Here is a 22,311-nt window from a genome sequence, read left to right on the forward strand (position 1 = left end):
TTTGGCAATACTATTACCAAGAAATCCTATAGGGTCAAATCATGACTCGAAGCGTACTAACGGTTCGATATCGATAGGTTTGCGGGCAGACTCATCTTTGGGGCTTGTGCCAGTATAAACAAAAGCGGTCACATAATCATCTGGCCCTACGCCAAAATAGGCTTTTACTGCCGGCTCGTTACATAGTAGTCCAGTACGCCACACCGTACTAAACCCTTGGGCTTTTAGCGCCAATATAAGGTTTTGCACCGCAGCGCCAGCACTAAGCATTTGCTCAAATGGTGGGACTTTTTTATGCGCTTGCATTTGAGTAACCACAGTTATAATCACTGGTGCACGAAGTGGCATAGTGTGGGTTTTTTTGATGGTCTTCTCAGATACCTCTTCACCATCTTGTAATGCCTTTGCTTTGACGGCTTCAACCAGAGCATTGCCAAGCTCATGTCGCGCGTCACCTTGCGTCACAATAAATCGCCATGGGCGCAATTTTTTGTGATCTGGTGCTGTTGCTGCGCACTCAATAGCAGACTCAATCTGGTCACGCGTCGGTGCTGGTGTATCTAGATTGCCCATACTGCGTCTTGAATTAATCCAACCTATTAACTCATCACTGGTAGATGACATATCGCTTCCTGATACATTTTTCACGGACAGCTTATTGTCTAGAGCTTCTTCATTTGTCGTAGTCATTTTTTATCCTTATTTATTATTATCTATTTTTACTGATTGTTTGTAATATTTATCACTGACTGCCTAATTCTTATTACTCAGCAGTTCTAAAGAATAAATCTTTAACAGTACTTTTAGAAGCAATGAGCATAGAGCATCAGCAATACAGCTTTAAGGAGAACTACGCGGCATCCTCGACACGGTGCTCCATACGTAGGTAGTCTTCTGATTGCATCTCAAGCAAGCGCGAGCGAGTACGCTCAATCTCAAACGCCAGCTTTTCTCCCTGATATAAGTCCAAAATCGATTGTTCTGCCCGTACCAATAGTTTTACACGGCGGTCGTAAAACTCGTCAACAAGGTAGATAAAGCGGCGCGTTGGATCACGCAGATCATCATCCAAGGCAGGAACTGAGTCGACCAATACCGTACTGAACTGTTTGGCAAGCTCAATAAAATCAGATGCTGAGCGCGGTGCCATGCACAGATGGCGGAAATCACAAAATAGAATATCGTCAGTACGCGCATTGACTTTTACTTCGCGACCATTAATAGTAATAGGATCATTACTGATTTTTTGGTTATCAGACAGACTGGCAAAACGGTTGGCTAACCAGTGATGGTTGGCCTTGGTCATTGGCGACTCATATAGCTCCGCTTGCTGAAGCACTCGCAGACGGTAATCAATACCAGAGTCAATATTCATCACTTTTGTATGGCTTTCAACTTCTGCAATGGCTGGCAAAAAACGGTCACGGTGCAGGCCATCTTTGTATAGTCCAGCGGGTTCAATGTTTGATGTGGCGACCAAGGTAATGCCGCGATTAAACAGCATAGTGAACAAATCACCTAAAATCATAGCATCGGAGACGTTAGACACAAAAAACTCATCGAAACAGATAATGACCGCTTCTTCATAAATAATATCGGCGACCTTTTCGAGTGGATTGCTTTCACCTTGGAGTTTATTCAACTCTTGATGAACGCGCTGCATAAAATGATGAAAATGCAGGCGCATTTTGCGCTCAATGGTCAATGAATCATAGAACATGTCCATCATCCACGTTTTACCGCGTCCCACACCGCCCCACATATATAACCCAGTTGGTACAACAGGCTTAGACTTCAAAAACCCAAAAAAACCTTTCTTTTGCGGCGCACTATTGATGAGCTGATGGTATATCTCATCAAGGGAACTCATGGCCTGAAACTGCTGCTCATCACGGGTAAACTCATCTGTACTGACGGCTTTCTCGTAACGTTGCAATGGAGATAAACTCATAATACGACTCATCGTTGGATTCAATAAATATCAAAATTAAATAACAAAACAGTGGGATAGCCAAGCATCTGACAAGAAACACTACCCGTCAACACATTTCATATCAAGGTACTTCATTCAAAAACATTGGCTGTGAGATGTACTACAAGAAGCCTCTTCAAAGACAAAGCTGTGAAATAATGACCTTTAAATAAAAATTATAAAGCCAAAGCTAGCCGTCATGCCCAAAGCTATGGGCTTCTAATAGCTTTTTGAGCTCTGACAAGCGTCCATGGAAAAAGTGTCCAGCACCATCGACGACGCTAACCTCAAGCCCTAGACGATCTGCAAATGCTTGCATATTGTCAGGTTCAATCACTTCATCAGCATTGCCATAAATCTCAAAGGTTTTGTCAGCGGGTAGATCAATGTCACTACTGTCGTTTTTTTCGACTGATGGTGCAATAAGGGCAATTTTTGAAACTTCAAAATCACCCACTCCCCATATATGCGGGGCTTCAAGCACTTGCTCAGCCACGCGGGCTGTAACATATCCACCAAAAGAAAAACCACCAAGCCATAGTTTGCGGGCATTGGTTTGCTCGGCGATCCATTGTAGCACGGTCATTGCATCGACGACTTCACCTTCCGCGTAATCGTGCTCACCTGTCGATTGACCTACCCCGCGGAAGTTGAAGCGCACCACATGCATGCCATTATCACGAGCAAAGCGATACATAGTCGTGACTACTTTGTTATTCATCGTACCGTCAAACAGGGGATTAGGATGACACAGTAGCGCCACGGTATCGGTGTTTGGGTCATTCGGATTGTCTTGTTGCCATAGTGCGTCGACCTCGAGCACACCAGCAGGAGCAGGAATCAATTGCATAGTATTACTTTTTAATAAAAAATGAATGGCTCAATTATGCTAGATATGATTTATATTTCAAGTGATTTGCTGTGTATGGTCGTGTCTTGTTTTGTTTTAAACGAATGAAAGTTATTTTTAGCCTTGGGATTTAGGCTTTAGACCTCACTCATTTCACTAAACGCACTTATGGCAGTGTCTTTTCGCAATATCGCTGCAATACAACACACCATAAGCGTCTAGACATTTAATATATCGTTAGGTTACATTCATAAAGCTTTACTTATAATCATGATGTTTTTTTTGTAACCTCAGGAATCATTTATGAATACTTTTAATAAAACCGCCAGTCTAGGTGCGTGTTTCGCGGCTATACTGACATTGAGTGCGTGTCAAAGCACACCATCATCGCCTGTGATTCAACGTGCCAATTCCATTTATGAGACTACTGGTATTAGCGATACTAAAGTAAAGGCGCAACAGAATGCCATAGATAGTGCGCAAAAAACCTGTCGTAGCAAGCAAGTGATTATCGTAGAAGATAGCGTGCAATATAACGGTATCTTGAATGAGCGTACTGGTCGCATGGTTGGACAAATGGGTGCAGTCGTTGGCTCTATCTTTGGTACAGGCACACCTAACTTGTCGCGTGATGATGACTATGAATATACTATTAGTTTTCGTTGCCAATAAGCCAACAACCTACTTTATACGATAGCCACCTTACGGATGGTAAATTTACGAGTCATCTGCTGATATCACAGACAATCTGATGCCAATCAAATAGCCAACAAGCTTCGATGTCGATAATATATCGCTCAAAGCGTATTGGCTTCGCTTTTTGTACACGCCCTTTTGGGTTAAACTGTTCATATTCTACTTGTCACTACCTCATCAGTCTTTGTATTTCAATCATCTTCGGTCTCATATCATGCGCAAACCCAATCTTTCAAATATCAAACCCGCCAAAGTATTAGCGCCTGCTAAAGATTTGGCAACATTGGAAGCAGAACTCGCTGAGCAAGAAGACCATTTAGAAGATACCGTCCTACGCCTGAGCGACTATTTATCGGCGGTTGAAATGGTCATCAAGCAAACCTTTGATCACCGTGTCTGGGTCAAGGCGGAAATCCGCAATTTATCAAGTAAGGGCGGTCACTATTACTTTGAGTTGGCAGAAAAAGACGATGATGGCAAAGTAATTGCCAGTTGCCGCGGTAATCTTTGGCGTTTTAAAGCGTCTCGTGTGTTGGCTAAGTTTGAGCGCGCAACAGGCATGCCCCTTGAGCGTGACTTGACTGTCCTACTCAAAGTATCGGCAGGTTTCCATGCCCAATATGGCTTTTCTATCACCATTGAAGATATTGATCCTAGCTATACGCTAGGTGACTTAGCACGGCAATATGCAGAGATGGTTGATCGCTTGACAGGCGAAGGCCTACTGCATCTTAACCAACAGCTTCCGACTCCTTTTGATATCGAACATGTACTGGTCATCGCACCCGAAAAGGCTGCTGGATTGGGCGACTTTCAAGCCGATGCAAATCGCTTAGCGAATACAGGCGCTTGCCAGTTCCACTATCATCATGCGACCTTTCAGGGCAATCACGCGCCCGCCGAGATACGACAAGCGATTGTTAGCGCCCAACAGGCGTTTTATGATACTTACCAGCACCTACCAGACTTGTTAGTCATTATTCGTGGCGGCGGTGCAGTTGGTGATTTGGCTTATCTGAATGATTATGAGCTGGCAGCGTTGGTTGCTGAGCTACCTATTCCTGTCTGGGTCGGTATCGGTCATGAGCGAGACCGCGTGATTTTAGATGAAGTTGCGCACACAAGCTTCGATACGCCTTCCAAAGTCATTGCTGCTATCCATAACCATTTAGCACAGCTCGTCTCTCAGACGCTACAATATCAAGCGCAAATTAAGCAAGCCGCTCAGCGCCAATTGAATACTGCCGAGCAACAAACCACGCGCCAGTTGAGCCAAATACAATCGCAAACTATCGGACAGCTCACCGCTCTACAAAAAGACAGTGATTACACATGGCGTAGTATTCAACAAAGTGCCCAGCGCCAAGTAAAGCAAGCCGCTAGATTGACGGCTGAGCGGTACATACAGACACAAAACTTAGCGCATCAGCAGCTCACAAAGGTCGCTACTCGTAGTAAAAATTACCAAGAGTTCATTATGCAAAACGCGCAACAACAAGTGATACAAGCGAAGCGTGATAGTGAACATCTGCGAGACATTGTACTATTACATCGACCCTCTCGCGTGCTCAAGCAAGGCTATACCATGCTTATGGATAAAAAAGGCAAACAAACACTCACCAGCAGCGCCCAACTGTATCCTGAGCAAACGGTCAATATCATTCTAAAAGATGGTAGCGCAACAGCACAGATTATAGATTTAACTATGGATAAAGAGGTAACAGAAACCTCAGGCACTTTAACTTAACAAAATAATAATATCTAAAGAACACTCGTCTACTTACCTTTAAACATTAGGAAATTTTATGACCACCCCTACTCGCAGACGCAAAAAAGCCGCCCCAAAAACTTTTAAGGCGGCCTACGATATTTTGAAAACCAATGCAGCCGAACTACAGCAACAAGACGAGCCTGACATTGACAACCTGATGACCACCGTTGAAGAGTCTATCGCCGCTTATCGCGTGTGCGAGACTCGCATCAATGCGGTTCAACAAGCATTGGATGCCGCCTTTGCTGAAGAAAACCCTACTAGCGACTCCAAGCATAATCAGTCTGATAGTTAGACAACAGAATGTTTTTCTGGCTTACTCTGGTTCATCCACCTCAAATACTTGACGAAGATAGGCAAGATACGTGTCGTTATTGATCATGGTCTTGCCTGGGCTATCAGATAGCTTGGCTACTGGCTGACCATTGCACTCCACTAATTTAAGTACGATATTGATCGGTGTAATCCCCATATCATTGGTCAAGTTAGTACCAATGCCAAAGCTGGTTCTGATACGACCTTTAAAGTATTGATGCAGCTCCCACGCTTTTTCTAAATCCAGCCCGTCACTAAAGGTCAAAATCTTGGTCTTTGGGTCTATTTTTAGCTTTTCATAATGGGCAACTGCCTTATCACCCCAAATATAGGGGTCGCCGCTATCATGGCGTAACCCATCAAACAGCTTGGCAAAATACAAATCAAAATCACGCAAGAATGCATCCATTCCGACCACGTCGGTTAAGGCAATGCCTAAGTCGCCACGGTATTCATGCACCCATGCTTCAAGTGCGGCCTTTTGTGAGTCACGCAGACGCACATCCAATGCCTGAAATGCCTGCATAAACTCATGTGCCATCGTCCCTATTGGCGTCATTCCAAGCTGCTTTGCCAAATATACATTAGAGGTACCGCTCACGATCTTTGGTTCAGCGTTATATAACGTCTTTACCACATGCGCTTGCCAGCGTTTACTAAAACGTCGACGCGTGCCAAAATCAGCAACGATAAATGGCGGTGTATCGACACCATTGTTTGCTTGCTCTACCGCATATTGGTGCAGTAGTGTGACCTTTTCATCGAGGCGACGCTGTCCTTCTTCAATCACGCTATCATTCGATAGTGCATTAAAATATAGCTCATTGACGATAGCGAGCACAAATACTTCAAAGAACATCGCTTGAATCATCGGTCCTTCGATATCGATAGATAAGCGCCCTTTTTCATCGGTACTGACCGTAATAAAACGGCGCTTTAGCTTAAATAATTCAAGATAATCGACGAAGTCTGAACGCATAAAACGCAAACTGCGCAGGTAATCCAACTCATCTGGCAAAAAACGCAGCTCACATAAGCTGTCTAGTTGCTGCTCTAAGTCTTTTTGGACATCAGCCAATGGATAGGCCGTGTCTTTATTATTGCGGCAGCGAAAACGATAAACACCATGTGTCTGAGGGAACTGATGCAGCATGGCTTGCAGCATGGTAAATTTGTATAAGTCATTATCAAGCAGTGAGGTAATGATCGGGGTATAGGTAGCAGTCATGCTATGGCCTTAGAAGTGCAAAATGAGAAACAAGCGTCACTGAATAGACCAAGCGACATTGCAACATTGTATTTGAGATATAAACTGTATTTAAGATATAGGCTGTATTTGAACTATACATAGTATCTAAATAATAAACGACAAAACTTTATAAAGCGCGTGTTATCAAAAAGCCATTAAGTATAACGAAGTTTGGTGTTTATTTCAGAGTTCACTATAAATTGCAGCAAAATTAGTACAACCTTCAAGTTAGTGAGCCGGCATATTTGGCATATAACATAGAAAACGCTAAGGCTTAGTTTAGCGTTTTTTATTTATTTTAGATCAGAGTTTTCTTAGTATTTATCACGTCTTATTAAGTATTGGGATCTATCAAGCTTTTGCACTCATGAACTGCTCGACATAGTCATCAACAGGATTATGCTGTAACTCACTTGAGGTGCCAGTCTGTATCAATCGTCCACCATTTAAAATACTGATGCGCTGACCGACTTTGATGGCTTCATCAATATCATGAGTGATAAAAACAATGGTTTTGTTGAGTCTGTCTTGTAGTGCAAGCAGCTGATCTTGCAGTTGGGCGCGAATAAGTGGATCAAGCGCAGAGAATGCCTCATCCATCAACAAAATCGGATTGTCGGTTGCTAATGCTCGAGCCAGCCCGACACGCTGCTGCATACCGCCTGACAGCTCGTCTGGGTAACTGTGCTCTACATTGGTAAGTCCCACTTCATTTAGCCAGTGCCGTGCACTCTCATTGCGTTCATTCACACTCATTTTGCGGACACGTAGCCCATAAGCGACATTTTGCATCACTGTCATGTGCGGCACCAAACCAAAATGCTGAAATACCATACTAACCGTCTGCTGCCGATAGTGCTGCAATTGCTTATCATTAAGCGACAAAATATTGGTGGCAGTTCCTGAGAGTTCCTCTGCTGCTGGGTCGAGCGTTTCTATTCTTCCTACACGGCTTTTAGTATTTGTCACTGACTGAGTAATACGATCTGCATTCAGCGCAGTATCCACCCATATCTCACCACTGGTAGGATCGATCAAGCGATTAAGATGACGTATCAACGTAGACTTACCAGAACCTGATAGTCCCATGATGCAATGTAGCTCGCCTGCTTTGATATTCAAATTAATATCGTAGAGACCCACCGAGTAGCCAGTTTGTTCTTTGACAGCAGTACTGTCCATACCCTCAGCCAGTAATGCCAATGCAGATTGTGCTTTTGTGCTATTGGCATTATAAATTTTGCTGATATTTTTTAATTGGATATGATTCATCATTGCTCTCACTATTGCCTGATTTTTTATTATTGCTTTAGTCACTAACGATTGGATAAACAACTATCCAATGGGACGCCTACCTGCCTTAATCGTTTTTTGGCGTGCACGCTTGCCTTGACCAAACGCTTGAGTAATACGGTCAATGATAATGGCAACGATAACGATAGCTGTTCCTGCTTGTAGTCCTTGCCCGATATTGAGGGTTTGAATAGATTGCAATACATCCTCGCCAAGCCCTGGTGCACCAATCATCGACGCCAGTACCACCATCGCAAGCGACATCATCACCGCTTGGTTGATACCTGCCATGATACTAGGCAACGCCTGTGGCAGTTTGATCCAAATAAGTAGCTGCAAATGCGTACTACCAAAAGAGCGACCTGCTTCGACCATTTCGTGATTAACTTGAGTAATCCCTAGTGTCGTCAGACGAATCAGTGGTGGCAGTGCATAGATAACCGTTGCAAACAATGCAGGCACTTTACCAATGCCAAATAGCATCAGCACTGGAATCAAGTACACAAAGCTTGGCATGGTCTGCATCACATCGAGTACTGGCGTCACAATCTTACGCAGTAACTTACTGCCTGACATCGCAATACCGATAGGAATACCGATCACTACGGTGACCAATACTGATACGATAAGTAACGCCAAGGTATCAATTAATGCGCCCCATAATCCAAAGGCACCAATCAAAAACAGCCCCGCGCCGCATGCCAACGCAAACCAAATCTTGCGAACACCAAACCATGCTAGCACAGCCACCAAAGCGATAATCAGCCAAGGCGGAATGATGGTCAGCAATCGCTCGATAGGTAAAAGTAAATACGTAAGCGCGGCTGTGCTAATGGTGCGAAATACGTCTCCATAATTTTGAACCACACTTGCCAAAGCGTTATTGAGCGGCGTCTCAAGTGACCATGAAGGGAATATTGATGCTTGGGCTGACCCATCGATGCTAGCGGTAGCAGTACTCTCAGTAATAGCACCATCTAAGCCGATACCTAAGTTTGAGGCAAGGTTGGTACTGGCCTCTTCAGACAACCACTCACGCCAAACGTCTGGGTTATCCCGTAAAAACACCAACGCCTGCTCATCCCCACTACGCTTGGTTTCACTCATCTCTAAGATCGCACCATTGAGCTCATCAGGCGTAAACTGCACCTGATCGAACACCTCTGCCAGCTCAGGGTTAGATTCGATAAATGGCGTAGATACTGCGATGCCTAACGGCGATACAGGAAAGCCTGATACACAGTCAGACGTACCGTCAGCAAGCAATAGATCTTGCCAGCAGGCATCTTTGTGAGCAGGAAACTCCAAAGCAGCAAAGTCATACTTTGCCATGAGACCCGTGGGCTGCCAATAATAGAATAATAGCGGCTTGTGCTGCTCAAAAGCGGAGGCGATTTCGGCATCAAGCGCTGCGCCAGTACCAGGATGAGCATTGTTAAAAATACTGTCTAGACCGATGTTTTTTAGCAATCGTGTATTGAATATCTCGCATGTCCAACCGGAGGGACAGTTCATAAATCGCGACTTGTTGGGGTCTTCAGGGTCTGTAAATAGGTCAGCATATTTAGGTAGATCTTGATAACTGCGCAGCCCTGGGTTTTCTTCTAAGACGTATTTTGGGACGTACCAGCCTTGGGTCGCACCGCCTTTTAGCGTATCACCAATGACAGTGACTTTGTTTTGTGCAATGGCGTCTTCCATAATTGGTGAGCGGCCAATCCATTGCTCACCGATGATTTGGATATCGTTCTGCGACAATGCAGTCTCTAACGCAGGTCCTGCGCCTGGCACTTCCTCGACCGTACAGCCGTACCCATCTTCTGCGATGTATTTGAGCACACCAGAGATAAATTGACCGCTCTCCCAAGTGAGTGCTCCAAATTTGATCGGTGACTCACAAGCTGCGGATGCCGATACGGGTAGCAACAGCGCGCTTATACACAGTAAGCTTAATGCAATCCATTGGCGCATGCTTTGTCCTATTTTTTGTTTTTTATTAGCATGAAATAAGCATCAAATCAGCAAAGCCCTGTGATGACATTTTGTAATGACATATCAAGTAATGACGTCTATGAATCATGCAAATATTATCTACTGTTGTTTAGACTTACTACAAAGTGTATCGATTTATGTGAGTGATGACAAATGCTTATTTATCGATAGATATCATGGTTGTGACGATTGATTTTGATACCACAAAGATAGACATTCTGGTACTAAACACTCTTTTTCTGATTGCGTTAATTAATTTTTGAATAAAAAAAACAGCACCTATCTAAATAGGTACTGTAAGTTGTAAAATGTGAGTTATAAAATCGCCTGTAACTGAGCTATCTTTGAAAAGTCTATTGTGGAACGAGTATTTCAAAGGTATTTCTTTTAAAAACCAATCCTCTAGAAAAGATTATTTAAAAATTTGTTATTTCACAAACTATCATTTTAGAAGCTATCATTTTAAAAACAGCGCCATCGCCTTTTTAAACAGTCCACCATAAGGCGGCAGCAAGAAATTGAGACCATTAAGCTTGGTTTGTACAAAGACAGGCTTCATATGGCTCAAACGCTCAAAACCAGCTTTGCCATGGTATGCGCCTGTACCAGAGTCACCAACCCCGCCAAACGGTAAGTCATGCTGGGCAACATGAATAATCACCTCATTAATACATAGACCACCAGAGACTGTATTATTACGCACATTCTCCACACTACTGTAGTTATCACTAAAGACATACAACGCCAATGGCCGTGGACGTGAGTTGACAAAATAAATCGCATCATCAAGGGTTTCGTAATGCACCAATGGTAAAATTGGGGCAAATATTTCGTTCTGCATGATATCGCTATCAGGTGCAGGCTCACTCACGATGACTGGCGGCATTAAGCGTGTTTCTATATCAGGCTCAGCAGTGGTAAGGGCATGCACCTCATCACCAGTTAGCGCATCTAGATAGCCTTTGACCCGTTTGAACTGCTCGCCATTGATGATACGCGAATAGTCCGGGTTTTCTTCGATATTAGGATAGTGTTTGGCCATCCACTCTTTTGCCAAATGGATGAACTGGTCATGATGTTGACGCGGAATCAACACGTAATCTGGGGCAATACATGTCTGACCAGCATTTAATGTTTTGCCCATCATCACGCGATTGACCACAGACTCTAAGTTGGCATCATCTAATACAATCACTGGGGATTTGCCACCGAGCTCAAGCGTCACTGGCGTTAAGTTAGGTGCAGCAGCAGCCATTACCTTTTTGCCTACAGCAGTCGATCCTGTATAGAGCAGATGATCAAATGGCAACTCGCTGAAGGCTGCAGCAATATCAACCTCACCCAGTACCACACAGATCATATCTGGTGAAAAGTAACGAGCAATAGCATCCGCGAACGCCTGAGCGAACTGCGGCGCCGCTTCGCTCATCTTGACCATGATTCTGTTGCCCGCAGTGAGCGCATCGATCATTGGGCCAATGGCTAGGTATAGTGGATAGTTCCAAGGCACCATAATACCAATCACACCCAACGGCTGCGGCTGGATCTCATTGTGTGCTGGCATATATAGGGCTGAGATAGGCGCGCGATGCGTCTTCATCCATTTTTTGCCGTGTTTTTTGGCATGACTAATACCCGTAAAGCTCGGGAACAACTCGGCAAACTGGGTCTCTGATTGGCTGCGATAACCAAAGTCAGCACTGATCGCCTTTGCAAAGCTCTCTTGATTATCACTCAGCATCACTTCTAAATTATCCAGATGAGTCTCACGCTCTCTCCAGTCATTGATTGGCTGCGTACGACTCAACATCTGCAAGCGTGAAAACTGTGCTTTCATCTCATCGATAGTAGTAGCAGTGCTCAGTGCTTCGGGCATACGCTGTAGCACAGTTCGGGCATCAGCTGATGTCTGCTCAGGGGTGTGTTTATTGTTATCTGTCATTTTTCTTCCTTGTCGTAGTCGTTTATGCTCATATCATTTATGTTCATATATTATAATGCAGTCACGGCGCTATATTGGGTTATAGGTACGGTCTTACTAGGCAGACCTTTTTATTTTGTATTCAGGTCTATTGACTATCTTACTTTTGAATGTCCTGCTGTTTACTATACTGCTTTGACTGTAGATTCTATCAAGTTCCATTTGTGCTACTTTAATGTAGCGCATCGACTGCGCAATGAACAGCATCTTTGATTGACTACAGGGTTTGTATCAATACTGTTTTTTGACCTTTAACGCAATGATATACAAATATTTTTAGCGCCTTCTCGCACTGCTTTTTTTATGAGCGTCGACCACCTTTGTAGGCAGCGTGATAGCATATAATTTTGAGCGACAGTTGCCAAAACTGCTACACTGCCTATTTATACACCATACCTTTACGCCAAACCGTTGTGCCCCTTTTCATCAGACAATAATAAGACACTCCCATGCCAAACGACACGCAACAACTCAATGACACACTGATCAGTAAATCTCTATCAGCAGCCGACTACGTCTCTACGCTTGATGCGATGCTATCACGCACACTTGCTCGTATCGATTTAAAAAAACAACAAGAACAGCGTACCCCTGATGAGTTGTGGATCGTAGATCATAACGACGTCTATACACTCGGACAAGCTGGTAAAGAAGAGCACATATTACAGCGTACCGATACGCCCATTATAAAGACCGATCGCGGTGGTCAGGTGACATGGCACGGTCATGGACAATTAGTGATTTACTGGTTGTTTGACTTGGATAGTCTCAAATGGAGCGTACGTCATCTGGTCTCTCATGCAGAGCAGGCGATCGAAGATGTCGTCAACGACTGTTTGCATAGCTCAGCATCATCTAGTGATGACCACATCAGCGCTCATGCCCGACGTGATGCCCCTGGTGTTTATCTTTACGCTGACCCTACCGATACATCAACCAACAGCACCTCGTTTGATGACACACCTCTTGATCACAAAATTATGCTGGGCAAAATAGCCTCATTAGGTTTCAAGATTAAGCATGGCTTTAGCTATCACGGTATTGCGATTAACCTCAATTGCGATTTGTCAGCATTTAATGCGATCAACCCATGCGGGTATGCAGGTATGCAAATGCTACGCCTATCGGATTTTGTAGATATGCAAAAAGAGACACAAAACCGAACGGCTCAACAAACAAGTGAGGCACTGAGCTATGACGTCGTTACTCAAAAACTCATCGACAATATTGCAAAACGCCATGCTGGTTTGATTAAATTACGAGCGATTGCACCTAAATAAGTGCTTTGAGTCCATTTTTGCATAATCTTTTTTTGCATAATGTCTTGCACGCTTAGACTTACGCATTGTGAGAAAACTTGATTCAAACTTGCTATAATCGCATGCAGCATAAATCGGATGCCCCAATATAATGTTGTGGCACTGCAAGCTCAACCCCTTATTCAAACTTCTAAAACAAAAGAAAATGGAGTATTTTATGGCAGATTTTAATAAAATCTTGGACGCAGGCGATGTAGACGGCGGCATTATTAACGCCGTTGTTGAGATTCCAACTGGTAGCAACCACAAAATCGAATGGAACCGCGAATTAGCGGTATTTGAGCTTGATCGTGTTGATCCACGAATTTTTGCAAAGCCTTGCAACTACGGTTTTATCCCGCAAACCCTTGACGAAGATGGCGATGAACTGGACTTGTTGATTCTAACGGAAGAGCCATTGACCACAGGTGTTTTCTTAAAAGCCAAAGTAATTGGTGTGATGAAATTTGTTGATGATGGCGAAGTTGATGACAAGATTGTTGTTGTTCCTGCCGATGATCGCAACAATAGCAACGCCTACAACAGCTTGGATGACCTACCAAAACAAATCATCAATCAGCTAGAGTATCATTTCAACCACTATAAAGACCTGAAAAAACCAGGAACCACTGTGGTCGAATCATGGGGCGATGTCAGCGAGGCCAAAAAAGTCATCCATGAAGCCATTCAACGCTGGAAAGATCTCTAATTTATCAAAAATTGGCATCAATGCTGACACAAGATAAATAATAAAATACCGCAATCATAATGTGATGGCGGTATTTTTTTGCTTGAATATTGTTTGTGTAACATGGTTATAATAAACCGACGATACCCGCCTACTCTATGTGGCATCTATTTGACACTAAGGACAACCATGTTTAATCCCGACCCTATCACAAAGCCCGTCAATACAAAGCTGCCCAAAGCAATCATTACAATGATCGAAAAAAATAACTTGGTCATGGCGATCAAAACATTGGCAGCTGATGAAAACATCAGTATGGACGAGGCAAAGGTACGGATTGATGCTTATGAGACCAAGCTAAAAATAGAGCAACAGCAAAAGCTAAGCACCATTGCCAACAAACAAGGCATCCCCAATCAAGCTATTAGCTTCGATAGAGAACAAGACATTGAAGAGGACTCTGGACCGCTAGTAAAAAATCGGGTCAAATCTACTAAATCAGAACAAGGATTTAAAAGTCTGCAAGCGGGTGTAGACAGTCAATTGAATGATTTGGGTTACAAAAAACCGTTACTCCCCTACTGGCTAAAACGCGTGCTCGTTATCGCTATCATAATGCTGGGTGTGTTTTGGATATTATGGCGGGTTTTTGGTTAAAAACTATATTGAACAAGCGCTTAACTTAACGGGCTTCATGTTTTCTATACCATCCTTGGAACTAAAGCTTGTACCACTCTTCAATCGCTTGGTGCCCAGCATCCAACCCGACATCATAGCTATAGCGGATTTTAGCTTTGTTTTTAGACAACCGGCTCGCCATATTTTTTAAGTCAGGTGGACAAATCTCTAAAAGCGTCTGTGCTGGCGATGTATGCAAAAATTGCACGGCATCATTATAGCGTTGGGTTCGTGTCAATAAGCTTTGAGCAAAACCTTGGCGCTGCTTAGCGTAGTATTTTGCCAGTAACTTATCGCCTTTGAGACTCGCTTTATAGTAGTTTTTGGGGCGAGTACGTACAACCATCATCTTAGCGACGCGATCCTGATTGGCAGCCCAATGTACGGGTAAAGCGTCAGCCACACCACCATCAAAATAAGGCTCACCAAATATCTCAACGGCTTGTCTGGTCAGCACCGGGATAGAGCTTGATGCTCTTAATCCCTCCAGAATATTTTTTCTGCAAGCTTTGATATAGGTTGCCTCTCCTGAAATAGCATGCGTCAATACCATATAAAATTCAGCATGATTGGCAAATAATTGTTCCTGATTTAGCGGGTATTCCTGTTCGACAACGTCCCACATCCACTTCAAATCTAATAAGTCACCGCCTCTAAAAAAACGACCATAACGGATAAATTCAGATCGAAGAGAGTGATCTAAGTAAATGTGCAAGGTACGACCTTCTTGTGCAGCCAAATAGTTAGCGACGTTGGTTGAACCTGAGGAAACGCCCACACAAAGGTCAAAAGGATTGAACTGTTGCTGTAAAAAAGCATCTAAAACGCCACTGGTAAATGCGCCGCGCATTCCGCCGCCTTCAACGACTAATGCCTGCCGATGTTGTTTGATCATTAAAAACCTCTGATAACTCACGCAGCGCACACTTACCAGCACACTAGGTGAGAAAATATATACAAATAATTTGGGGTTTATGGTCGGGCTATCAAGTCATTATTATCGCCATAAGAGACTTTGTAGTAAATAGTCATGGGTACATTCTGACTGATATGAATAACTGAACGCTATAGGTATCTAGGTACAGGAGTCTGCTATCACTTATTTAAATTATCTGAGCATAAATGACAAACCCAAACAGATAGATATTAGTTTGCTCAATCAATACTCTTAGTAACAAATACCAACTTTACAAAAATAATCCTAATACAAACAAACAGTCATAAAATGGACTTTTTTTTACCGTTTATCGGATAATCGACGATATAAGCCAAAAATACAAAAAAATACCGTCTTTATAATTGGCATTTGTTCATAAATAATATATATTCTATGTTGTTTTGATTTTGGGGAGATACACTTGTGATAGTTTCTGGTGACAAACTTATATGCATCATTGGCAATCCTTTTTTTGAAGAAGGATCTATATATACGGTTGGCGATGTCGTGACCAAGGATTTATTTGAAATAAAAATAGGGCTCGACGAATACTGGTATGCCAAAAAATGCAACGAAAGGATTTGTGTCCATTTTAACTCGAACGAAACGGCGATCAACGATGCATGGTTCCAGCAAGTCAAATAGGTGTTAAGTAAACTGACTGTAGACACCATTTTATAACTCATAACCTAAAAACCGTCTGTAAATTACGGACTCCTTTGCTGACCCTCGAATTTTTTATAGATAGCCATTGATAGTCTCTGATCACTCTCAAATAAATATTCTTGAAATCAAAAGCAAATCAAAATATCATCTAAATATCTCTCTCACGGCAACTGAATAATCAAACAAGCTAATCATTAGATCACTCAAAAAGTCAGAAGCATAAAAAAGGATACCATCGTATCCTTTTTTTATTTGCTTAAAAACTCAAAAAGTTTCTACTCTAGTGATATTCACCAGGCAAAATCTTAGCAAAAGCGCGTTGAGCAAGGTTTGGCTTGCTGTCTTTGGTCTGTGCTGCAGTAGAGCTTGGGAAGATACGATAACCAATCGACTGAATACCGACGTTGAATGCTGGTACCAACGAATAGGTCGCTGATGCAAATTTACCCATATTACTAGCGATACTGTTTGGCTTATCAACAATAGCTCTTGCTACCATCAATGCAGCTTCGTCTGGCATAAGCGCAGGCATATAACGATACAGCTTGGTTGGGGCAATCATAGGCGTACGTACCAATGGCATAAAGATATTGGTGACTTTAATGTTATCCCCTTTCACTTCTGCTGCTAGGCAACGACTAAAGGCATCCAATGCAGATTTTGATGCCACATATGCAGAAAATCGAGGACTATTTGCCAATACACCAATTGACGATATATTGACAATCTGTCCAGTACGGCGACCAATCATCGTGGGCAAAAACCCAAGAATAATCTTGACGGCACCGAAATAGTTAATCTCCATCGTACGTTCAAAGTCATGAAAACGGTTGACAGACTCATGCACCGAACGACGAATCGAACGACCAGCATTGTTTATGAGTACATCGACATGTTTAAAATCAGTCAGAATTTTTTCGCTGGTTTTTTCGATCTCATCCATGTTGGTGAGGTCACATGGATAATAACTGGCTCTACCACCAAGTATTTCAATATTTTCTTTTACTGTTCTAAGCTTGTCTTCAGTACGTGCAAGCAAAATAACGTGGGCACCGCACTCACTTAATAAAAAAGCGGTACGCTCGCCAATACCGCTTGACGCGCCTGTAATGATAATATTCTTACCTTTCACTGCTTTGGTTATTGCTTTTTTCGAGGGATTAGCCATAAAAAGTCCTTTTTGTCTGTCCTATGCCAATAAATATTCGTTTATAGCATAGCAAAAAAATATCGTATAAAGTGAACAAAACACCAGTAACTGTCCGTTAGTACGATGATTGTGCAGGTATGCAGTGGTATATAATCATACAATAGCGGTAAGATTTAATATTCTGCTATGTACTAATTGAGTTTGAGGAGGATATATTTTGATAGAAACGTTAACCCACTATATCGATCTAATTGCCAAAATAGTCGAAGTCATTGGGGTTCTTATAATGTTTTTTGGCATATTTTTTGCGTTTTATAGGGCATTTCGACTGCCAGGAGGCTTCAACCATAATACATATGTCGATATCAGGCAGACTGTTGGTAAATCTATCCTATTAGGGCTAGAGGTACTGATCGCTGCTGATATCGTCGCCACTGTGGTCACAGAGCCATCGTTACGTAGCGTAATAGTATTGGGTATTATCGTACTTATTAGAACGTTTTTGAGCTTATCACTACAGGTAGAGCTAGAGGGTCGGTTCCCTTGGCAAAAAGAAAAACCGCTGCCGAAAGAAAATCTCGCCACTACCCCTACTAATAATACGACACCTATCAATAGAGCATAGGAAACGACAAAGATACGCGTATGCAGTATCTGCTATACAAGTGTGATGATAGATACTAGATGAGCATAATAGCATCATTGTCTTCTACTACTCATGCGCTTGCAAAAAAGTCTCAACCACTCGAAATTGTCCAGCGGTGCTCTCTTCGCCATACATTGCTTGCCGAAAGGCGTTAGAGTTCGGAATACCTGTCGTATACCAAGCGATATGCTTACGGGCTATACGGCAGCCAGAGTACTCACCATAAAAGTCATAGAGCTCTTGTAGATGCGCCAGTACAATCTCTTTTATCTCACTGATACTTGGGGCATCCAGACGCTCGCCCGTACGCAAGAAATGCTCAATATCACGAAATATCCATGGCTGCCCTTGCGCCGCACGACCAATCATCACCGCATCACAGCCCGTCATCTCATAGACATGCTGGGCTTTTTGCGCGCTATCGATATCGCCATTAGCGATAACCGGAATACTGATGCTGTCTTTGACTTCTCGTATGAGCTCATAACGCGCTTCACCCGTATACATATCCTCACGCGTGCGCCCATGAATGGCAATCGCCGCAATACCTGCTTGCTCAGCTCGCTTCGCTACTCGCAAAATATTCTCGCGACCATTCTCATAACCCAAGCGTGTCTTTAGCGTAACTGGCGCATCAACTGCATTAACCGCTGCGTCTAATAGGCGCGCGACCAAATCCTCATCTTGTAGCAGCGCTGAACCTGCCAGCCTACGGCAGACTTTTTTGGCAGGACAGCCCATATTGATATCGATGATCTGCGCACCGTTATCGATTTGATAACGAGCCGCTTCAGCCAATTTGTCAGGCTCCGCACCTGCTATCTGTGCAGAGATAGGGGCAATCTCATTATTGAAATTGGCACGATATAGTGATTTTTTACGTGCATAAAGTGCCGTATCTGCGATGATCATCTCACTGACCGCATGACCTGCACCGAATGATTTGCACAAACGGCGAAAAGGATTGTCCGTCACCCCTGCCATCGGAGCGACCATCAGACGGTTGTCGATCGTCAGACCACCGATGTTCAATGGCTGCAATAACGGATGGTCAGACACTGAGTCGGATGAGGATAAAACTGAAGAATCAATAGACATAAAAAAACGGCTTGATTTGTAAGGAAAACAAGCCGTTATTCTAAGGAATATTGTGTTTATTGCAAGCAATTAAGGTAAATAGCTTGCTCAAGTCCTATTTATTTTTAGTGTATTACAAGCCTTATTTATCGAGTACACTGCCCTGCTCTAGGGTGATATCTTCATCATGTTCTTGCATACGCCATGGTAGGCTATCAGGTGATACATTGAGGAAATGCAGGTATTTTTCGAACTGATCGATGATGTCATTAATCACTGACTCAGACTGGTAGCCATATAGGTCATATGTTTGACCACCGCGGCGTAGATAAACCTCAGCACGGTGATAATGTTCTTGTGGCAAGGTGTCTGCGGTGCCCTCAGTATAATAATCAGGCGCATCATGTTCAGATAAGCGCACTTCATACCAAAACTCAACATCATCGCCACGCTGCAACTCAAGTACTGCACGGTTATTGACCGCATCGTAATTGACTTCAGTCGTCCAGCCTGTTTCTGCAAACTTAGATGATACTTCCATCATGGATGGCATAATCACTTCTTTGATATAACTCAAGACCTTATCGCGCGTTGGTTTGTCAGTCATGTAGTCAATACGCTCGCGCCATGCTGATGGTTTGAGTAGATGCGGTGGCAGTTTGTTATTTTGACCGAGGCTTTGATTACGGTGGCCTTCGATACGTAGGGCACGCCACATACCAAACATTGAGATTAGAATAATAATGGCAAACGGTAGCGCACTGACGATAGCTGCTGTTTGCAGTGCCGTTAGACCACCTGCGATTAATAGTACTGCTGCTACAGCGCCTTCGGTCACTACCCAAAAGCTGCGCTGCCACCACGGCGTATCACTACGACCACCAGCCGCTAGTGAATCGATCACTAATGAACCTGAATCTGACGACGTCACAAAAAAGGTAATAATCAATAGAATAGTCAATGACGATACAAACTCAGTGAATGGTAGGTTTTCTAATAGCTTAAATAAAGCAATCGCTTGGTTGTCCTGTACATCACCAATGAGCGAGTTATAGCCATCGACCATAATCATATGTAGTGCGGTATCACCAAACACAGCAAACCAAAAGAACGTAAAGAACGTTGGCACCAGCATCACACCCAACACAAACTCGCGAATGGTACGACCGCGGCTAATCTTGGCTATAAATAGACCAACAAAAGGCGCCCATGCGATTGTCCACGCGAAAATAAACAACGTCCAGCTACCGATCCAGTCGCTGTTCTCATAAGCCTGTAAGCTAAAAGTACGCTCAACGATATTGCCCAAGTAGCTGCCTGTATTTTCCATAAAGGCATTCAAGATAAAGATGGTCGGACCGACAATAAACACAAAAATCATCAGTGCTGTCGCTAGCACCATATTTAAAATAGACAAGCGTTTGACACCCTTGTCCATGCCTGCAAGCACCGACAACAGAGCCGCTGACGTCACTAATGCAATAGCAATCACCTGCACAGTGGTGTTCACTGGAATGAGATCTGGCAACAGGTAATTGAGTCCCGCGTTGATCTGCGATACTGACAAACCGAGACTGGTCGCAATACCAAACATCGTGCCCAATATCGCAAACACATCGACCGTGTGACCGATAGGACCATGAATCTTGTCACCGATGATTGGATACAGTGTTGAGCGTATCGATAATGGTAAACCGTGGCGAAATGCAAAATACGCCAGTGACAACCCCACTACCCCATAAATCGCCCAAATATGAAATCCCCAGTGAAAATAGGCAATTTGCATCGCTTCTTTTGCCGCCGCAATCGTTTGTGGCTCCGAGAGTGGCGGACTGGCAAAATGCATCACTGGTTCTGCTACCCCAAAGAACAGGAGCGCGATACCATAGCCTGCCGAAAAGAGCATGGCAAACCATTCAAGAAACTTGTATTCCGCTTCAGCATGGTCAGGCCCCAGCTTGATACTGCCATAGGACGAAAATGCTAATACGATAATAAACATCAAGAACAGTGCCACTGCCAACATATAAAACCAACCGAACGTCTCAGTCGTAAAGGCAAGTACATCGTTGAATAAAGCACCTGCTGCTTCAGGATTGATCGCTGTACCAATGACCAGTAGCAGCATAATGATGGCAGCGGGTACAAAGACTGGTAATAAAATAGTAGAACGAGGTAGTTTACTCATGAAAAGCGATTTCCCAAAAGTTGATTTTGCCTTTTTTATAGTTATTCATTGGTAAGGACAAAGGTAAATGTAAGATAGCTAATAGATAGTTTATGGTTGTGCGTTAAATCTAAATTAGTTAGTAATAAGTCGATTAACGATAAGTTAGTAAACACGTATCATATCTATCACATTCTTTTCAAAAACCCTAGACGACCAGCTGACTCGTAACATGACCTTAACGCTCGTTACATGACTATTACTAAGCAACAAAAAAGACAGCTTGCGAGCTGTCTTCTTATCTTGTACACCATTTATGTTAATGCGCTATGACTTAGACCTACATATCGCTATAGATATTAAGGTCATAAAGCATGGTATTTATATCACAAAACATGGTACTGCGATTACGCATCACTGATTGCTGCAGCAAGTTGCTTTGCAATATTGGCAAGTTCACTTTGATCAGCTTGTGTCACTGCATGGCGACCCAGCTCATGAATACTCGAGGGGATCAGATGTATGTGATAATGAAAAACCGTTTGACCTGATTGCGCACCATTCAACTGCATTTGGATGATACCTTCACGCTCGAACACTTTACGCTGCGCTTGCATGACTTTTTTGGAGGTCATCAAAACAGCGGCAGCATACTCTGGCTCAAGATTAGCTAGGTCAGCTGTTTTTTGTTTAGGTATGACCAATACATGACCTTTTGCCTGCGGCATGATATCCATAAAGGCAAGGGTTTGGTCGTCTTCATACACTTTATGGTATGGAATATCACCATCTAACATTTTGGCAAAGATATTGTTGTCGTCATAAGCAGTTTGTTGATTCAATTCAGTCATTATTTTTCCTTTGATTATTAGGTATTAATTTAAT

The 22,311-nt window shown here is 43.1% G+C and carries 20 protein-coding genes; 8 read left to right on the plus strand and 12 right to left on the minus strand.

Annotated elements, in window-relative coordinates; all coding sequences use genetic code 11:
• Window positions 1–39: 39 nt before the first annotated feature.
• The 3 genes from ACTXGL_RS00840 to ACTXGL_RS00850 all read right to left on the minus strand — a co-directional run bounded on the left by ACTXGL_RS00840 (window position 40) and on the right by ACTXGL_RS00850 (window position 2,822).
• Window positions 40–624 carry a nitroreductase family protein gene (locus ACTXGL_RS00840; RefSeq protein ID WP_443524827.1) on the minus strand — a complete coding sequence of 195 codons (585 nt, stop codon included), beginning with the start codon at window positions 622–624 and terminating at the stop codon, window positions 40–42.
• 226 nt (window positions 625–850) lie between these two features.
• Entirely contained in the window at window positions 851–1,951 is a 1,101-nt protein-coding gene (zapE, locus tag ACTXGL_RS00845) for a cell division protein ZapE (protein ID WP_443524201.1), read from the minus strand.
• Between the two features lie 211 nt (window positions 1,952–2,162).
• Window positions 2,163–2,822 (minus strand): alpha/beta hydrolase, encoded by a 660-nt coding sequence (locus tag ACTXGL_RS00850; RefSeq protein ID WP_443524202.1) that lies wholly within the window; start codon window positions 2,820–2,822, stop codon window positions 2,163–2,165.
• Between the two features lie 303 nt (window positions 2,823–3,125).
• On the opposite strand from ACTXGL_RS00850, the gene ACTXGL_RS00855 reads away from it, so the two are divergent.
• The 3 genes from ACTXGL_RS00855 to xseB all read left to right on the plus strand — a co-directional run bounded on the left by ACTXGL_RS00855 (window position 3,126) and on the right by xseB (window position 5,584).
• Window positions 3,126–3,494 carry a hypothetical protein gene (locus ACTXGL_RS00855; RefSeq protein WP_319050271.1) on the plus strand — a complete coding sequence of 123 codons (369 nt, stop codon included), beginning with the start codon at window positions 3,126–3,128 and terminating at the stop codon, window positions 3,492–3,494.
• Between the two features lie 238 nt (window positions 3,495–3,732).
• Window positions 3,733–5,265 (plus strand): exodeoxyribonuclease VII large subunit, encoded by a 1,533-nt coding sequence (gene xseA, locus ACTXGL_RS00860; RefSeq protein WP_443524204.1) that lies wholly within the window; start codon window positions 3,733–3,735, stop codon window positions 5,263–5,265.
• Between the two features lie 58 nt (window positions 5,266–5,323).
• A complete protein-coding gene (gene xseB, locus ACTXGL_RS00865; protein WP_443524205.1) occupies window positions 5,324–5,584 on the plus strand; it encodes an exodeoxyribonuclease VII small subunit in 261 nt (86 codons plus the stop codon).
• Between the two features lie 21 nt (window positions 5,585–5,605).
• Here the strand turns inward: xseB and pncB are convergent, their stop codons facing one another.
• From pncB to ACTXGL_RS00885, 4 genes are all read right to left on the minus strand, one after another.
• A complete protein-coding gene (gene pncB, locus ACTXGL_RS00870) occupies window positions 5,606–6,832 on the minus strand; it encodes a nicotinate phosphoribosyltransferase (protein WP_443524207.1) in 1,227 nt (408 codons plus the stop codon).
• Between the two features lie 372 nt (window positions 6,833–7,204).
• Window positions 7,205–8,125 carry an ATP-binding cassette domain-containing protein gene (locus ACTXGL_RS00875; protein ID WP_443524829.1) on the minus strand — a complete coding sequence of 307 codons (921 nt, stop codon included), beginning with the start codon at window positions 8,123–8,125 and terminating at the stop codon, window positions 7,205–7,207.
• Between the two features lie 63 nt (window positions 8,126–8,188).
• On the minus strand, window positions 8,189–10,117 hold the full coding sequence (locus ACTXGL_RS00880; RefSeq protein ID WP_443524209.1) for a glycine betaine ABC transporter substrate-binding protein: 1,929 nt from the start codon (window positions 10,115–10,117) through the stop codon (window positions 8,189–8,191).
• Between the two features lie 478 nt (window positions 10,118–10,595).
• Complete coding sequence (locus tag ACTXGL_RS00885) at window positions 10,596–12,080, minus strand: coniferyl aldehyde dehydrogenase (protein WP_443524211.1); 1,485 nt, start codon at window positions 12,078–12,080, stop codon at window positions 10,596–10,598.
• Window positions 12,081–12,568: 488 nt separating this feature from the next.
• On the opposite strand from ACTXGL_RS00885, the gene lipB reads away from it, so the two are divergent.
• The 3 genes from lipB to ACTXGL_RS00900 all read left to right on the plus strand — a co-directional run bounded on the left by lipB (window position 12,569) and on the right by ACTXGL_RS00900 (window position 14,762).
• Window positions 12,569–13,399 (plus strand): lipoyl(octanoyl) transferase LipB, encoded by an 831-nt coding sequence (gene lipB, locus ACTXGL_RS00890; RefSeq protein WP_443524212.1) that lies wholly within the window; start codon window positions 12,569–12,571, stop codon window positions 13,397–13,399.
• Between the two features lie 196 nt (window positions 13,400–13,595).
• Window positions 13,596–14,126, plus strand: coding sequence for an inorganic diphosphatase (locus ACTXGL_RS00895; RefSeq protein WP_443524214.1), 531 nt, complete (start codon window positions 13,596–13,598; stop codon window positions 14,124–14,126).
• A gap of 168 nt (window positions 14,127–14,294) precedes the next feature.
• Window positions 14,295–14,762: a hypothetical protein gene (locus ACTXGL_RS00900; RefSeq protein ID WP_443524216.1), complete on the plus strand. Its 468-nt coding sequence runs from the start codon at window positions 14,295–14,297 to the stop codon at window positions 14,760–14,762.
• Window positions 14,763–14,823: 61 nt separating this feature from the next.
• Here the strand turns inward: ACTXGL_RS00900 and ACTXGL_RS00905 are convergent, their stop codons facing one another.
• Window positions 14,824–15,678 (minus strand): patatin-like phospholipase family protein, encoded by an 855-nt coding sequence (locus ACTXGL_RS00905; RefSeq protein WP_443524217.1) that lies wholly within the window; start codon window positions 15,676–15,678, stop codon window positions 14,824–14,826.
• A gap of 465 nt (window positions 15,679–16,143) precedes the next feature.
• Here ACTXGL_RS00905 and ACTXGL_RS00910 point away from each other — a divergent pair, with 465 nt between their 5' ends.
• Entirely contained in the window at window positions 16,144–16,365 is a 222-nt protein-coding gene (locus tag ACTXGL_RS00910) for a hypothetical protein (protein WP_443524218.1), read from the plus strand.
• 301 nt (window positions 16,366–16,666) lie between these two features.
• Here the strand turns inward: ACTXGL_RS00910 and ACTXGL_RS00915 are convergent, their stop codons facing one another.
• The gene (locus tag ACTXGL_RS00915) at window positions 16,667–17,554 is read right to left on the minus strand and encodes an SDR family NAD(P)-dependent oxidoreductase (RefSeq protein ID WP_319050262.1); all 888 of its coding nucleotides are present in this window, start codon (window positions 17,552–17,554) and stop codon (window positions 16,667–16,669) included.
• A gap of 199 nt (window positions 17,555–17,753) precedes the next feature.
• On the opposite strand from ACTXGL_RS00915, the gene ACTXGL_RS00920 reads away from it, so the two are divergent.
• Window positions 17,754–18,161 carry a DUF1622 domain-containing protein gene (locus ACTXGL_RS00920; RefSeq protein WP_319050260.1) on the plus strand — a complete coding sequence of 136 codons (408 nt, stop codon included), beginning with the start codon at window positions 17,754–17,756 and terminating at the stop codon, window positions 18,159–18,161.
• 87 nt (window positions 18,162–18,248) lie between these two features.
• On the opposite strand, the gene dusB is transcribed toward ACTXGL_RS00920, so the two are convergent.
• From dusB to ACTXGL_RS00935, 3 genes are all read right to left on the minus strand, one after another.
• Window positions 18,249–19,280, minus strand: coding sequence for a tRNA dihydrouridine synthase DusB (gene dusB, locus ACTXGL_RS00925; protein WP_443524220.1), 1,032 nt, complete (start codon window positions 19,278–19,280; stop codon window positions 18,249–18,251).
• Between the two features lie 121 nt (window positions 19,281–19,401).
• Window positions 19,402–21,447: a BCCT family transporter gene (locus ACTXGL_RS00930; RefSeq protein ID WP_443524221.1), complete on the minus strand. Its 2,046-nt coding sequence runs from the start codon at window positions 21,445–21,447 to the stop codon at window positions 19,402–19,404.
• 386 nt (window positions 21,448–21,833) lie between these two features.
• Window positions 21,834–22,277 carry an HIT family protein gene (locus tag ACTXGL_RS00935; RefSeq protein ID WP_443524222.1) on the minus strand — a complete coding sequence of 148 codons (444 nt, stop codon included), beginning with the start codon at window positions 22,275–22,277 and terminating at the stop codon, window positions 21,834–21,836.
• Between the last annotated feature and the right edge of the window lie 34 nt (window positions 22,278–22,311).

Origin of the sequence: Psychrobacter sp. T6-6 (genome assembly GCF_052258185.1) — a bacterium.
Lineage (GTDB): Bacteria > Pseudomonadota > Gammaproteobacteria > Pseudomonadales > Moraxellaceae > Psychrobacter.